Source organism: Arcticibacter eurypsychrophilus (genome assembly GCF_001730525.1).
Lineage (GTDB): Bacteria > Bacteroidota > Bacteroidia > Sphingobacteriales > Sphingobacteriaceae > Arcticibacter > Arcticibacter eurypsychrophilus.
Genome location: NZ_MDFN01000005.1, coordinates 132,979 through 147,014, shown reverse-complemented (window position 1 = coordinate 147,014; position 14,036 = coordinate 132,979). Strand labels below are relative to the sequence as shown.

The window sequence follows — 14,036 nt, the reverse complement described above, 5'->3', positions numbered from 1 at the left end:
ACATTAAACAAAAATGGTATATAAACAATTGAACACTAATATTTTAAACGCACTTGCATCAAGTTATAAAGCAGTTAATAGAGATTCTTATGAAGCGGCAATAAATGACATGAACTCACCTTTAGAGGATCTTACCCTTATGCCTTTGATCTTTACTAAAATCAAAGATTTATATGAGATCACCACTCTGAATATGCCTGCAATTGTCAGCATTATCTATTCATTATATGCAAAGCACAGGTTGCTATCCAAATATCAAAACGTCAGATGTCAAAATGGACTGCGCAAAGCTATGTGTAATGTTACTGGATGGAAAAATTCGACCATGTGTAACTACTGGCAACCGATAGCGCAAGCCTACTACAAGAATCCAAACTTTCGCGAACGAGTAGAAAGAGAATCAGCTGAAATACTGACCTACATACAATCAATTGAATACAAACAACTTACAAACTAAAAACTAAGAATATGAGTATTATAATAGTATCAATAAACCACAAAACAGGAACAGCCCACATAGGAACTGATAGAAAACAAACGTATGCTTCAGGTGCGCCAGTCAAGGAAGAAACCACAAAGCTCTTTTCAATCAGGCCAGATATTAATTTCGCCTCAAATGGTCAGGTCGATAACGGGGTTTTAATGGCTGATATCTTATTGAGATACAAACACTTGCCAGTTACGGAGCTAATAAGACTAATTGAGAACTTTGATGTTCCTACGCATTTCTTCAGAGGAAAATTAAGCGGACATTGCATGTATGTGCTCTCAGGACTTCTGGAAGATGGTATGCCGTTTATTTTCGCTAGAGATACAGAAGAAAAGGATAGCTATTTTGAACGAGGCAATGCAAGTAAATTTATAGTGTGCACTCCTGATACTATTACCTTTAATGCGGTGTCTCAAGCGTTTGTAAAGGCTTTAAGTGCTACAGGAGGTGATCATAAAAAATCAATCGAAATGTGCATTGTATACGCTGCATCCATTAACAATAAGATAGGGTCAACTTTTAATTATGGAGAGGTACAAAGCCCCTCAATGATTACAGGAAGGTGCGTTGTGCATGCCGGGAAGTATAGAACACAGGAGGCAGAAGGGTATAATTTAGTAAGCCCATTGAAGGCCACAAAAAAGATAGAATCAACAAATATCACACCTTTGAAAAAGCTAGAAGAAGTGAAAAAGATATCTTTTGAAATCAAACAAGATCCGGAAAAGCAATATATTTTAAGAGGAACGTTTGGACTTCCGAATGGCTCACCTTTTAGCTTTGAACCGATTGATAGCATACAAGGAACTAAGGGAGCTATTGGAGGAATAACAATAAGTGAAAACTCTTTATCCAGCGATAACGGTGCCTTTAGTATAACCAAGGAAGGGATAATTACCCTAACCGAAGGAAACATAGGAGCTTGGGAACTGGAAAACACAGCCTTAGCAGCAAGAAATAAAAACGCATACATTTCCATGTACAATGATGGTTACTATGTTGGTATTGGCGATAACGTAAATCCCGCAACCGCATCCCCTCACAGAGCAACAGCCCGATTCACTCAAAGTATGCCTAATACTTATGCTGGCATTGCATCAAACACCGCATTAGTATTGAGAGCAGAAGGAGCAGATAAGAATTATGCTTTAGATGTTCAAAGTGGTGATATTAAGATCGGTAGTGAGATCGGAAAAACGTTTATTCAAAATATCGGAGGTGGTTATGCTCTAAAATTCGTCAAAGGGTTGTACGTTGGAACGGTCGCAGCGGTATAATCCTGAGCCTTGACTGCAAAACCTGTCAAAACCTTACATTGGACCTGCTTTATAGTTCGACACAGTTCAACAATCAGGCACAAAACTTGTCTAAACTTGACATTGGTTCTAAAATTATAGTTCGATATGGTGCAAGATGTTAGTAAATGTTAGTCAAAAACCTCATAAAACCTAACATTGGATATAAAAACGAGGCGAAAAGTTGACAAAAGTTAACATTTATCTGAACTAAAATACCTTTAACCTGCCGGCAAGCACTAAGCCAGCAGCAACACCTATCGAAAGACTGGTGTTTTTCATGCTTAAGGAAGGTTTTTCTACTATCACTTATATATAAGAAACTTATCATATTGTGCGATATTGTGCAAGATATCAAGCTAAAAAAGGTTTTCTAACAGTCACATACGCAGGCGAGAAACACAATTATCCAACGTCTCTACGTACGCACACGAGAGCAACACAAAGGTTTTAACACAGTCTTATCAAGATATAAGGGAACAACCACATTGAAGGTTTTTCTAACATCACTTATATAATAGGGGAATGAATTAACCGACCTCATACGCAGGCACGTGAGCAAACTAAGGAATCGCAGTTTAACAGCCCTAAAAAGATTTTCTAACAGTCAATAAGCATTTCAAATCTTACTAAATCTGACAGCCATAGTCAGAAGCTATGTATTGCCGGCAGCAAACATGTCAAAATCACATGTATGTCAAAATCACACACATCAAAAATTCAGTTTGTTAACCCTAAAACGAGAAAGAGCACTTCGCTAGCAATTACCATTTATATTGGTATATCCAATTGAAATTAAATCATAAATAAAAACGCTATTCTGGCTCTTGTCTGCCGACTATTGAAGTGCTTATCCCTAAATAAGGAATTCTCTCAGTGCTCTGTCGCTTACAGCCGTCTAAGCATGATGTTACGGTGAAGGCGTACATTTTGGTACGGCGTAGCATTTCCTTAATATATTCGCTAACCGACTCATAATCATAAAGAACTGATAATAAGAGGTTACAGAGCATGCTTATTCACCCGCTATAGCCATTTCAGACTCTAGTTGATCCGGATGATTAACAGCGTAAACTATAGCAGTCTTTACGAAGTCGTTTAATGTAATATGTTTTCTACATGCTACTATAGCAGCGTCCTTGTGTAATTCGCCTGATATCCTTACATTAAATACCCCTTTGTAATACTTTTCAGGCTCTTTGCCAATCTCTCTACAGGTTTCTATATAATCGTCAACCGCTTCATAAAAAGCTGCCTTAAGCTCTTTAATTGATTCCCCTTCAAAAGTAACAAGATCACTAATCCCGAAAATCTTTCCAAAAAGGAATTCATCCTCAATGTTACTTTCAATAGTTCCTAAGTATCCTTTGTGTTCTATTAATGTTATCGGTGTGGCCATGGTCTATTCCGCTTTCTGATTTCTATCTAAATTATACCGTGCATTTCCAAAGTATGTATAGTATCTACAATAGCATACTTCTTCACAATGCTACCAGGATGAGGTTTATGTAACAAAATAACAACTTTATTGCTATTTATAAACCTACATCTTGATCCCGATGTTTTGCCTGTGCCTATCTCCTCAAACCCCAATATCCCCAATACAGACTTAATCTCAGCCCAAGTAAAATCAGCAGGAACGCTCTTAAATCTTTCTATTAACTTCTCTGCTTTACTCACTTGTAACTAAGGTTTAGTTACAATAATACAATTTTATTTGTAATACTATATAGAGAAAATGTAAAATATTTTAAAAATGTTTTATGGATAAAAAATAATAACCTCTTTGCGAAAGGGAATGAGGTCAATGAAAATCAATTTGGAAGCTAACCTTGAATCTCGTCTTTGAAATAATCCACCCTCTTTGCCGGCAGCATATACGGGAAAATCCCATGTATGGAACATAATGCCACACATAAAAAAGAAAATAGTTCTACGTAATTCCACACTATAAAAAGAGATAGCAAGCATATACGTCAAGATCACGCACATCAATTATGAAGGGAACGAAATACATAATGTTACACTATAAAAAGGGAGAGATTCTTTCTTGATCCGCCGGCAGGCTAACGTGTCCGTTTTTCGGATAGCTAATTTCCAATTAGCACTTTGAAAATTAAGGAGTTAACTCATCAATCTTAATGCCTAAATTCTTTAGCACCTTTAAAGCTAGAGCAGAATCCTTATCAGTAAACGTCCTACCATCAATATTATTTAACTTTCTACTCAGATAAGAATGCGCCCCCTTATTATCAGGCCACATTTCCCAAGCAATAGCTGAAAGGTTGATCTTTTTTTCAGTTAAAAGAAACTCTTTTACGTTCATAGGGCGAAAATATATAAAAAAGCCTAATGTGTAAAGTTTTGTGTACATAATTTACAAAATGTGTATAAAAGTGTGTACGTTTGAGAACTAAATAATCAAACATAATTATGAACCAGTCACCAGTATCAACAAAAAACGGACTTTTAGACATTGAATGTGCATCTATTATCTCTAAAGAGCGTAGAATCCTAATCAATCAATTAGCTGAACAGACATTCAAAGCCAGGAACACCACACCAACAGAACAGGATAACTTTATGGATCAGCTTAAATGCGAATACTATCCTTTATCTGATGTATTTGGCAGTATAGTAAGTGCAATCCCTCAGGTAAGATTCTATAAAGACATTGACAAAGCATTTGAACTACTGATGAAAAGTGATCCTGAGGCTTTCGCCACATATCAAGCTTTAACCGGTATGTTTAGGACGATTGAGAAAGAGAGCAAAGTAATTGATGATATATCTTCTGCTATTGATGGCATTCTATACGACATTAATCGATTCGAGGAGGAAGAGATTAAAACTTACATGAGCCAACGGTAATTAATTACACCATTTTTCTAAATAAGCTTTACATTTTGATGTGAGGCTTATTTTATTTCATAAAAAGTTGTGTTACAAAAGTGCTACAGTTTTAATAGGCTCATTCTTAAGCATCTAATGGACAAATATTTAAGCACCATAGAGCACTACCTTAATGTGCAAGGGGTCTAACCTTAGCTAAAATTATTCTTCACTTCATCAATAATTACAACTACCTTTCTATTCTAAATCACAAAAAACTATGCACATTAACAACGTTACAATGTCACTCACTCAACTTCGCGCACTCATGGTAGATGCTGCAGAAGTAGGCGCAAAGAAAGCAATAACCGACTTAGGTATATCAAAACCTTTCATAAGCAAAGCAGAAGCTTGTAAACTGTTTGGTCGTGCAACTGTAGAAAACTGGATGAACAAGAAGCTAATACAGCCACAAAGAGATCAGAGCGGTAAGTTTACTTATCGTATCAGCAGATTAGAGCTTGATGCTCTTGCGGTATCCAGCAATAGACATTCGCACTTAATGGTAAATGAATAAAGACAAAAAAGCACCTTTAGTAAATCCGGTAATGCCTTGTGAAAACAGGGCTTTTTTATGCGTTTTTCGCTGTTTTGTTACAACTGTGCTACAGTTTTTTATTGACTTAGGTATAAGTGGCTGACAAATAATACATTAACCTATATAGACCCCATGCATGGTATGCAAGAGGTCTATATTTTTGGCTTATGACTAACACTAATCGTTATCATCAACAGCATTTAGTTGAACTGGATATCTGACAATACCTGACTTCCCATAATAAAAACTAAATTTTCCTAGTATTCTGTTTCCATAGCTGTTATTACTATAGCAATCTAACAAAACCATGTAAGAAACTATCCTGTTAGCACTGGACACTGTAAGAGTTGAAAGTTTCGATCTTATATCGCTTATTTTTTCCATTGCGTCTGTATGGTTCGCTAATAAGGTCGCTACTTCCTTTTGATCATACCTTGCACTCGAAGAATCCCTTTTAGTAAATCTACTTGCCGACTTCATTTTATAGTTATATTCGGATAATCGTAATTTATACTTTGAAAAACTGCTTGAAGTGTCACTTTTAATACTATCTAATTGAGCATAGGTCAAAATGGATTTTAAGGACTCTTTGTAAGTTTCCGGATATATAGTGCATTTTAGTAATTTGTAGCTGTATGGGTCTTTGAAATAACTTTCTATATACACATCTTTAAACCATCTTTGGGCATTTATTTTTGTTTGCTGGATTTCTGTTAATTTAACAGGACTTTTTTTGATCGGAGCTTTCTTTGCCTGCGCAAGCAGTATTGTAGGTAACAGAATTAATAGTAATAGTAATTGTTTTTTCATGTTTGATAAGGTTCTTAAATAGCCGGCAATGTAGTGTTTAATTCAACGGTATTGCTTTAATTATTCATAGGTCGTATATTAGAACATAAAGAAGAAATATTATGCAAGGATTAACAATCATTGAAACAGCAACAATGGAGAAGCTCTTGACGGAGATCCAAGACCTAAAAGAAACAGTTCTTTCCGCAATAGCCGAAGCAAAGGACGCAAAGAAACCCTATTTAAACTCTCAGGAGGTCATGGCTATGCTTGATCGTGGTAATACTTGGTTGAACGATAACAAGTTCGCCATAGGGTACAGTAAGAAAACAGGCACTTTGCTATTTAAGCGCAAAGATGTTGAGGCATTCATTGAATCGGATTATTATAAAGGGTAGCTAACTAATCCAGGCGACAAAACGCCTTGCATGATATATTGACTTCTTAGGGAGCCTTTCAGGGATGATTGGCTTTTTTTTATGATACGTGGAGCCATAGGGACTAATTTTATTTCTTGTAACACACTATAATGCAGCACTTTAAACCCCGATTTCATATCATGGTGTTAATATGGTGCAAATATTCGTGTTTTTGACTGACAAATAGAGGTTATTGAGGGGTAAAAAGGTATAAAAAGGTATGAGACCTTCAAGGGCATTTTCCTAAACCTTATGTAAGTGCATGTCTACGTAAAAAGTAATTGCACCGCGTGTAATAAATAGTTTATTAATCAATTTCCCAGTTTGCTTCTATAATTTCAATCAGTACATATAAATCTGCTGATTGCAATTCTGCCTTCTCAGGTGTATGCCAGCCCCAACCGTAAAGCTTAGTCATGAATATTTGAGCGATATAATAGTTGTCCTGCAAAACTTGGAACATTCGACCTCCTGCTATACCCTCCGTTATTTCAATTTCTTTGTCTCCATCTATAAACCATGCTTTGAAGGTTACTTTCTTCATAAAAGATTATCAATCTATAAATGAGCTTGAACGATATCAGCATTCAATGTATTGCACGCTGAAAGCCTTAGTTAATGAAATCTTAGCAACTAGTGTATGGAAAACTGTATGTAGAAATCAAAAAACCGCCTTAGAATGTATCTAAGACGGTTAATTGTACCCAGCGCCGGAGTCGAACCGGCACGGTTTCCCACAGGTGTTTGAGACCAGCGCGTCTACCAATTCCGCCAGCTGGGCATTGCTTGTTAGCGGCTGCAAATCTATCTATTCCATCCCATATTTGCAACAAATATTACGAATAGTCTGACACCTCTGACAGCCAGCAAATTACCTTATTTAATTACATATTTAAAAATGTCATTCCCCAATACGAACACCATTAATGCCACAATAATCACAAAACCGACCAGTTGAGCCCGCTCCATAAACTTATCACTAAGCGGACTTCCCTTCACCATTTCCACAAGTAGAAACAAAGAATGCCCTCCGTCCAATGCCGGAATAGGTAACAAATTCATTAAAGCCAATGCCATAGAAAGCAACCCTACCAGAGTCCAGAACCTAATCCAGTCTACTGTTCCACCGAACATATTCGCAATCCCTACAGGGCCTGTAAATGCTTTCTGTGCGTTAACTTTACCGGTTACCACCTTTCCTATCCCCTTGGCATTATCAGTGAACAATCCCCATGCTTTTGATGCGCCTATAGGAAGCGATGCAAAAAGACCGTGTTTCAAACTTTCAGTAGGAAGATTCGAATCTAGCGATATGCCAATTAAGCCCTCCTCATTTACTACAGGAGTTAAAGTAAGCACCTGGCTATTACGCCAAACGTTTACATTCACTTTATTCCCCTTATTAACTTGCATCTGACCTTGAAACTCGTCAAAATAAGTAATCAGTTTACTGTTAACACTAAGAATACTATCACCCTTTTCAAATCCTGCAGCTCCTGCATTGCTGTTAGGCAACACATCATTTACCCTACTTATCGTAGTCCTAGGCTGAATAAATTCAGCAATACCGTAGTCTGCTACCTGATCAAGGATATTTCCAGGAACATGAATTTGCTTCGTTTGGGAGCCTCTTACTACAGTAAGATCTCCACCTCCTAATAATACTTTCGAACTGGTTAATTCCTCAAAACGAACTACCCTAGCCCCATTAACAGCTTCAATTCGATCCCCTGTTTCCAGGCCTATTGATTTTCCAATCTTACCCGGAACAATTCCACTCACCAATTTATCATTAGGAATGTAGGTCTCACCCAATTTAAAGGTAAGCATCCAGAATATGAACATACCCAAAACAATATTAACTGTAACACCAGCAAGCATCACTATTAACCGTTGCCAGGCTGGCTTTGAACGAAATTCCCAAGGCTGAGGCTCTCCGGCAAGTTGTTCCGTATCCATCGACTCGTCGATCATTCCGGCTATCTTAACATAACCTCCTAAGGGAAGCCACCCCATTCCGTATTCGCATCCTTTATATGTAAAACTGAATAACTTAAATCCCCATGCATCAAAGAACAGGTAAAACTTTTCCACTTTAATTCCGAAAGCTCGTGCGGCAAAAAAGTGCCCTGCCTCGTGAAGTATTATTAATATTGAAAGGCCCAGCAAAAGCTGTCCCGTCATAACCAATCCATCCATATTACTTATAAATTCTATTAGAATAATTCTTTAATAATTTGTTACCAAATGCATGGCAATTTTTCTAGTTTCCTCATCTGTCTCCATAAAATCAACCAAATTCGGATCGCGAATATAGGAAACTTCATTCATACATCTTTCTATCACCTCGCTCATCTCTAAAAAACCGAGCTCATCGTTCAGAAAAGCGCGTACCACAACTTCGTTTGCTGCATTCATGATACAAGGGACATTTCCACCTCTCTCCATGGCTTCAAAGGCGAATCCCAGACTTCTAAATGTACTAAGGTCAGGCTGCTCAAATGTAAGCTGTGCATATTTTATAAAATCAAAACGCGGAAATGAGTTTAATATTCTATCCGGATAACCTAATGCATATTGAATCGGAAGCTTCATGTCGGGTAACCCCATTTGAGCTTTCATCGATCCATCCTGAAATTGTGCAATAGAATGAATAACTGATTGCGGATGAATGATCACATCAATTTGGGTAGGCTCCAGATCAAATAGCCATTTTGCTTCAATAACCTCCAGACCTTTATTCATCAAGGTTGCAGAATCAATCGTAATCTTAGCCCCCATCGTCCAGTTCGGATGTTTTAATGCTTCCTTTTTGGTTACAGATGCTAAAAAATCACTCTTTTTACCCCTGAATGGACCACCCGAAGCGGTAAGATAAATCTTTTCTACTTGATTAGCCGCCTCCCCCTGCAAACATTGAAATATAGCGGAATGCTCCGAATCGACAGGAAGAATAGACACTTTATTTTTCTTGGCCAAAGCATTTATCAACTCACCAGCAACCACTAAGGTTTCTTTATTTGCCAAAGCAATATGTTTACCCGCCTCAATGGCTGCAATAGTTGGACGCAATCCACAAAAACCCACTACTGCAGTGAGTACCACATCGATAACCGGCAGTTTAACCGATTCAATTAATGCCTCTTCTCCGGCAAGCACCTGAATCCCTGTCCCTGCTAATGCCTGCTTTACTTCCTCATATTTTTGCTCATCTCCAATGACTACTTGAGCTGGATGAAACTCCAAAGCCTGCTCAATGAGTAAACCGGCATTGTTTCCGGCACTTAAAACGGATACTTTAAATAATTCAGGATGATCTCGGATTACTTCTAATGCCTGAGTTCCTATACTACCCGTAGATCCTAATATCGCTATATGTTTCAATATTAATTTATTTTAAAGAATGAAAGTGATTAGCTTATCCGCAATATTGCGATCGTTAGATAGCCTGGGCACCTTATTTTGTCCCCCTAATTTACCCTCTTTTTTCATGTAGCTCTGAAAACTTCCAGGCTGAAGACTTCGGATGATTAACGGTTGCAAAATACTCCCTTTTATTAAATCATAATAATAAATATTCTTCTTTTGCATGACCTGGTCAACCTTTTTGCTAAAACCAGCCAAATCCTGAGGAGGTTTAGCAAACTCGATAAACCATTCATGATAAGGGAGCTCCCCTACCGCCGGAGTTACCTGAGGTGCTACCGTAAACTCGACAATTTCCAGTCCCTCATCCAATGCAGCTTCCATTAAAGAACACTCCACCTCTTCTCCAATTACATGTTCCCCAAATGCAGAGATATAATGCTTAATCCGGCCTGTTACTAAAATCCGATATGGATTTTTAGAAACAAATTTTACTGTATCCCCGATACTGTATCCCCAAAGACCTGCGTTTGTATTCAAAATCAATGCATAATTCACGTCCAACTCCACCTCTCCTAAAGATAACCGCGAAGGATTTTCATTGTAATACTCTTCTGCAGGTATAAACTCATAAAACATCCCTGCATGAACCTGTAATAACAACCCTTTCTCCGTTTGCGAATCCTGATAAGCAATAAACCCCTCCGATGCCGGATAAGTTTCAATAGAATCTATTTTACGGCCAATAACTTCTTCCATCCGACTCCGATACGGCTCAAAGTTGACCCCTCCATAAACAAAAAGATTAAAGTTTTTAAAAATCTCTTTAATTTTCTTGCCCCCCGCTTTGTCAGATAAACGGTCAAAGTACATTTGCACCCATGGGGGTATTCCTGATATTAAACGCAAATCGGCGTTAAATGTCTCCTCCACAATCGCATCTACTTTCTCTTCCCAATCTTCAATACAGTTCGTTTCATAGGAAGGGAGTCTGTTTTTCTGAAGATAAGCCGGTACAAGATGTGCAACAATGCCTGATAATCTTCCTACTGATATCCCATGTTTCTTTGTTAAAATAGGACTCCCCTGCAGAAAGATCATTTTACCATCTATAAAGTCTGTTTTACCTGTTTCATGAATGTAAGTTAACAACGCATTTCGGGCTGCCTTGATATGCTCAGGCATCGACTCTTTTGAAATCGGAATATATTTTACTCCTGATGTCGTACCCGATGTCTTAGCAAAGTATGTTGGCTTTCCTTTCCACATCACATCTTCCTCACCATTTACAACTCGTTCAATATAAGGACGAAGTCCTTCATAATCACAAATCGGAATCTGACGCTTAAAATCATGATAGGATTTAATTGAAGAAAAATCATGATCCTTACCAAACGCAGTAAGCGACGCATCTTTTACTAAAGATAACATCACCTCATGCTGAACTTCTACTGCTTTATTTTTCCATTGGTTAATTTGGTAAACGGCAAACGCTGCGAATGGTTTACTGAGAATGGCCTTTAGTCCCATAGCGCAGATTAAATAATATTACCCATAATCCCCGGATCTTCTTCTCCCTGGTACTCATTCATCATTTTACGATAAGCCACAGCAATCGCCACGCTCGAAAGAGGAATAATTAATAATGAGTTAACCAGGTTAATGAATACGGCAGAAAGCATATCCTTTTCAGAATAAATAACAATGTACAGTCCCTGAAATATCGCCAGTAACATCAATAGCATCAGCAACTTAGTGAAGTTCCCACGGGTAATAGCCATACTAAAACGTATAGATTTAAAAGGGGAACAATCCCGGTCTATGATAAAAAATGGAAAAAATGATATACGGATCCATGTAAATATAATTCCCAATACTCCTAATGATGTGGCTACCTGAGTTAAAATATTCATCGGAATCCGAACAAATACAAAAGGTAGCACAATCATAATAATAATCCCATACACGATTAAAATGCAAAGCACAAAGTAAAAAGTAGCGATAAGGAACTTGAAAATCTGCTTAGTCGTAGGAAAAGAATCTTTTACGTAAACTTCATGATCGGGTTCATCCAATACCTTAAGAATGAATTTAAAAAGGGTGAGCTGAAAACCGAAATAGGCCAGGATAAAAATAAGCATCATGAAAATACTTAACCCAATATTTATTCCACTGATAAAAATGGATAATATACCTGATAAGTTAAAAACCACGAACATAATAAGGCACAATCCCAATATTTTTAAATATTGGATTTTAAGCACTTTCCAAGCAACACGGATCACATCATTAACGGCAAATGTGCTCTCCTTTAGAAATTCAATCATGAATGTTTAAGAATTATTTTCCTCCAAAAATCCTGCATAAAACCCAACCCATACGCTATAAGCTGAACAAAGGCAGAAATTATGCTTAAAAACGCCACCTTAGCCGATTTATTCGCATTCCAGGAATGAAAGAAAATTAGCAGTATATATAACGCAATCATATAGTTACCTATACCCGCTATTCTCAAGCTTAGCGCGTTTGCAAGCGCTGTAAAAATAACAAATAATGTAAACAAAGCAGGAAAGAAATGTACCACTTTTAACTCTGAGGGAAAAAATTTATAAATATTAATCCTTGCTCTTCCAAAAAAATACAGCTGCTTGTAAAACTGCAGAAAATTTGTCCTGCGCTTATGATAAACCACTGCATCTGGTATCAAACCCGTTTTAAACCCAAGCGACTGAATCCGAATACTATATTCAATATCCTCCCCTAATCGCGTCAAAATAAATCCCTTTGTTGCTTCCCAAACATGACGAGAAATCCCCATGTTAAAACTCCTTGGATGGAAGGAACCTCCTATTCGCTTTTTGTTTCCCCTGATTCCCCCTGTCGTAAAGGGTGATGTCATCGAATAGCTGATCGCTTTTTGTATGGCCGTGAAGGAAGAATGTGCCGCATCCGGTCCGCCATAAGCATCCAGCTGATGCTTCAGGAGATAGGCAGATACGATTTCTAAATAATCGGATGGAATTAAACAATCCGAGTCAAAAATTACAAAGTAATCACCCCTGGCCCTCGTAAATGCATAATTACGCGCAAACCCCTGCCCCTCATTTTGTTTTACGTAATAATGAAGGTCCAGCTTATCGGCATACTCCGCAATAATAGGCCGGGCATCAATCTTTGATCCATCTTCAATAACTAATACTTCAAACTGTTTATACGTTTGAAGGGTAAGCGTGTACAACAGCTCATCTAGTTCTTGTGGCCTGTTATATACAGGTATGATTATTGAAAAGAACATCAGACCTCTCTCTCAATTTGGTAACTATTGCGTTCTGATGAATTCCTGGACACCAGTTCAGCTACAAATCCAGTCAGAAACAATTGAAATCCAACTATAATAGCCACTAAAGCGATAAAAAATAAGGGTTGATCGGTCGCATTCCTAAATTTTAAACCAAGGGAAATTTCATATAATTTTTCTCCTATCAGCCATATCGAAATAATAGTACCTGTAAAAAAGCTGAGCACCCCCATCGAACCGAAAAAGTGCATCGGTCTTTTACTGAATTTCCCGACAAATAGTATAGATAGTAAGTCTAAAAATCCATTTATAAAGCGACTCAATCCAAATTTTGTTGTACCATATTTTCGTGGATGATGCTCCACTACTTGTTCATCTATTTTTTTAAAGCCAGCCCATTTTGCAAGAACAGGTATATAACGGTGCATTTCCCCATATACTTCAATATTCTTAATCACATCTCTCCGGTACGCTTTTAAACCGCAATTGAAGTCGTGTAAGTTATGGATCCCCGACATTCTCCGGGTGGCTGAATTAAATAACTTAGTCGGGATGGTTTTAGTAAAAGGATCATGCCTTTTCTTCTTCCAACCGGAGATCAAGTCATATTTTTCATCCATAATCCGGCTATACAATAGTGGAATTTCATCCGGACTATCCTGAAGATCGGCATCCATCGTAATGACTACATTTCCCTGCGCAGCTTCAAATCCTACATTTAATGCAGCAGATTTACCATAATTACGTCTGAACTTAATACCCCTCAACTGTGGAGTCTGTTTTTTAAGCTCTTCGATTACTTCCCAGGAACGGTCTGTACTTCCATCATCTATTAAAATAATTTCGAAAATAAAATGATGAGCTTCCATTACCCTGCAATTCCATTCAACCAATTCTGGCAATGATTCCTCTTCGTTAAATAAGGGTATAACTACAGATATATCTATTT

Annotated in this window: 16 protein-coding genes and 1 tRNA gene; 5 read left to right on the top strand and 12 right to left on the bottom strand. The window is 37.6% G+C overall.

The window, feature by feature from the left end:
- Positions 1–13 precede the first annotated feature (13 nt).
- Complete coding sequence (locus BFL47_RS04565) at positions 14–457, top strand: hypothetical protein (RefSeq protein ID WP_069658620.1); 444 nt, start codon at positions 14–16, stop codon at positions 455–457.
- An 11-nt stretch (positions 458–468) separates the two neighbouring features.
- Positions 469–1,767 (top strand): hypothetical protein, encoded by a 1,299-nt coding sequence (locus BFL47_RS04560; RefSeq protein ID WP_069658619.1) that lies wholly within the window; start codon positions 469–471, stop codon positions 1,765–1,767.
- Between the two features lie 1,033 nt (positions 1,768–2,800).
- Here the strand turns inward: BFL47_RS04560 and BFL47_RS04555 are convergent.
- The 3 genes from BFL47_RS04555 to BFL47_RS04545 form a co-directional block, all read right to left on the bottom strand.
- A complete protein-coding gene (locus BFL47_RS04555) occupies positions 2,801–3,184 on the bottom strand; it encodes a type II toxin-antitoxin system HicB family antitoxin (protein WP_069658618.1) in 384 nt (127 codons plus the stop codon).
- Positions 3,185–3,210: 26 nt separating this feature from the next.
- Positions 3,211–3,465, bottom strand: coding sequence for a type II toxin-antitoxin system HicA family toxin (locus BFL47_RS20445; protein WP_069658617.1), 255 nt, complete (start codon positions 3,463–3,465; stop codon positions 3,211–3,213).
- Between the two features lie 436 nt (positions 3,466–3,901).
- Positions 3,902–4,111: a hypothetical protein gene (locus BFL47_RS04545; RefSeq protein ID WP_069658616.1), complete on the bottom strand. Its 210-nt coding sequence runs from the start codon at positions 4,109–4,111 to the stop codon at positions 3,902–3,904.
- Positions 4,112–4,218: 107 nt separating this feature from the next.
- Between BFL47_RS04545 and BFL47_RS04540 the strand changes: the two genes are divergently transcribed.
- Positions 4,219–4,656 (top strand): hypothetical protein, encoded by a 438-nt coding sequence (locus BFL47_RS04540; protein WP_069658615.1) that lies wholly within the window; start codon positions 4,219–4,221, stop codon positions 4,654–4,656.
- A gap of 262 nt (positions 4,657–4,918) precedes the next feature.
- Positions 4,919–5,194 (top strand): MerR family transcriptional regulator, encoded by a 276-nt coding sequence (locus tag BFL47_RS04535; protein WP_139125753.1) that lies wholly within the window; start codon positions 4,919–4,921, stop codon positions 5,192–5,194.
- Between the two features lie 198 nt (positions 5,195–5,392).
- On the opposite strand, the gene BFL47_RS04530 is transcribed toward BFL47_RS04535, so the two are convergent.
- Entirely contained in the window at positions 5,393–6,025 is a 633-nt protein-coding gene (locus BFL47_RS04530; protein ID WP_069658613.1) for a hypothetical protein, read from the bottom strand.
- A gap of 101 nt (positions 6,026–6,126) precedes the next feature.
- Between BFL47_RS04530 and BFL47_RS04525 the strand changes: the two genes are divergently transcribed.
- Positions 6,127–6,402 carry a hypothetical protein gene (locus BFL47_RS04525; protein WP_069658612.1) on the top strand — a complete coding sequence of 92 codons (276 nt, stop codon included), beginning with the start codon at positions 6,127–6,129 and terminating at the stop codon, positions 6,400–6,402.
- Between the two features lie 328 nt (positions 6,403–6,730).
- On the opposite strand, the gene BFL47_RS04520 is transcribed toward BFL47_RS04525, so the two are convergent.
- The 8 genes from BFL47_RS04520 to BFL47_RS04485 all read right to left on the bottom strand — a co-directional run bounded on the left by BFL47_RS04520 (position 6,731) and on the right by BFL47_RS04485 (position 14,034).
- Positions 6,731–6,967: a hypothetical protein gene (locus tag BFL47_RS04520; protein WP_069658611.1), complete on the bottom strand. Its 237-nt coding sequence runs from the start codon at positions 6,965–6,967 to the stop codon at positions 6,731–6,733.
- A 157-nt stretch (positions 6,968–7,124) separates the two neighbouring features.
- A tRNA-Leu gene (locus tag BFL47_RS04515) sits at positions 7,125–7,204 on the bottom strand.
- A 95-nt stretch (positions 7,205–7,299) separates the two neighbouring features.
- Positions 7,300–8,622, bottom strand: a complete 1,323-nt coding sequence (gene rseP / locus BFL47_RS04510; RefSeq protein WP_069658610.1) for an RIP metalloprotease RseP — start codon at positions 8,620–8,622, stop codon at positions 7,300–7,302.
- Positions 8,623–8,652: 30 nt separating this feature from the next.
- Entirely contained in the window at positions 8,653–9,807 is a 1,155-nt protein-coding gene (locus BFL47_RS04505; RefSeq protein WP_069658609.1) for a 1-deoxy-D-xylulose-5-phosphate reductoisomerase, read from the bottom strand.
- A gap of 12 nt (positions 9,808–9,819) precedes the next feature.
- Positions 9,820–11,319, bottom strand: a complete 1,500-nt coding sequence (locus tag BFL47_RS04500) for a GH3 auxin-responsive promoter family protein (protein ID WP_069658608.1) — start codon at positions 11,317–11,319, stop codon at positions 9,820–9,822.
- 8 nt (positions 11,320–11,327) lie between these two features.
- Entirely contained in the window at positions 11,328–12,116 is a 789-nt protein-coding gene (locus tag BFL47_RS04495) for a hypothetical protein (RefSeq protein ID WP_069658607.1), read from the bottom strand.
- A complete protein-coding gene (locus BFL47_RS04490) occupies positions 12,113–13,084 on the bottom strand; it encodes a glycosyltransferase (RefSeq protein WP_069658606.1) in 972 nt (323 codons plus the stop codon). Before BFL47_RS04490 ends, BFL47_RS04495 begins: the two co-directional genes overlap by 4 nt.
- On the bottom strand, positions 13,084–14,034 hold the full coding sequence (locus BFL47_RS04485) for a glycosyltransferase family 2 protein (protein ID WP_069658645.1): 951 nt from the start codon (positions 14,032–14,034) through the stop codon (positions 13,084–13,086). The genes BFL47_RS04490 and BFL47_RS04485 overlap by 1 nt, the downstream gene beginning before the upstream one ends.
- Positions 14,035–14,036: the final 2 nt, after the last annotated feature.

Coding starts and splice junctions, on each gene's coding strand:
- BFL47_RS04565 (WP_069658620.1), top strand. CDS start 14: ATGGTATATAAACAATTGAACACTAATATTTTAAACGCACTTGCATCA.
- BFL47_RS04560 (WP_069658619.1), top strand. CDS start 469: ATGAGTATTATAATAGTATCAATAAACCACAAAACAGGAACAGCCCAC.
- BFL47_RS04555 (WP_069658618.1), bottom strand. CDS start 3,184: ATGGCCACACCGATAACATTAATAGAACACAAAGGATACTTAGGAACT.
- BFL47_RS04545 (WP_069658616.1), bottom strand. CDS start 4,111: ATGAACGTAAAAGAGTTTCTTTTAACTGAAAAAAAGATCAACCTTTCA.
- BFL47_RS04540 (WP_069658615.1), top strand. CDS start 4,219: ATGAACCAGTCACCAGTATCAACAAAAAACGGACTTTTAGACATTGAA.
- BFL47_RS04535 (WP_139125753.1), top strand. CDS start 4,919: ATGTCACTCACTCAACTTCGCGCACTCATGGTAGATGCTGCAGAAGTA.
- BFL47_RS04530 (WP_069658613.1), bottom strand. CDS start 6,025: ATGAAAAAACAATTACTATTACTATTAATTCTGTTACCTACAATACTG.
- BFL47_RS04525 (WP_069658612.1), top strand. CDS start 6,127: ATGCAAGGATTAACAATCATTGAAACAGCAACAATGGAGAAGCTCTTG.
- BFL47_RS04520 (WP_069658611.1), bottom strand. CDS start 6,967: ATGAAGAAAGTAACCTTCAAAGCATGGTTTATAGATGGAGACAAAGAA.
- rseP (WP_069658610.1), bottom strand. CDS start 8,622: ATGGATGGATTGGTTATGACGGGACAGCTTTTGCTGGGCCTTTCAATA.
- BFL47_RS04500 (WP_069658608.1), bottom strand. CDS start 11,319: ATGGGACTAAAGGCCATTCTCAGTAAACCATTCGCAGCGTTTGCCGTT.
- BFL47_RS04495 (WP_069658607.1), bottom strand. CDS start 12,116: ATGATTGAATTTCTAAAGGAGAGCACATTTGCCGTTAATGATGTGATC.
- BFL47_RS04490 (WP_069658606.1), bottom strand. CDS start 13,084: ATGTTCTTTTCAATAATCATACCTGTATATAACAGGCCACAAGAACTA.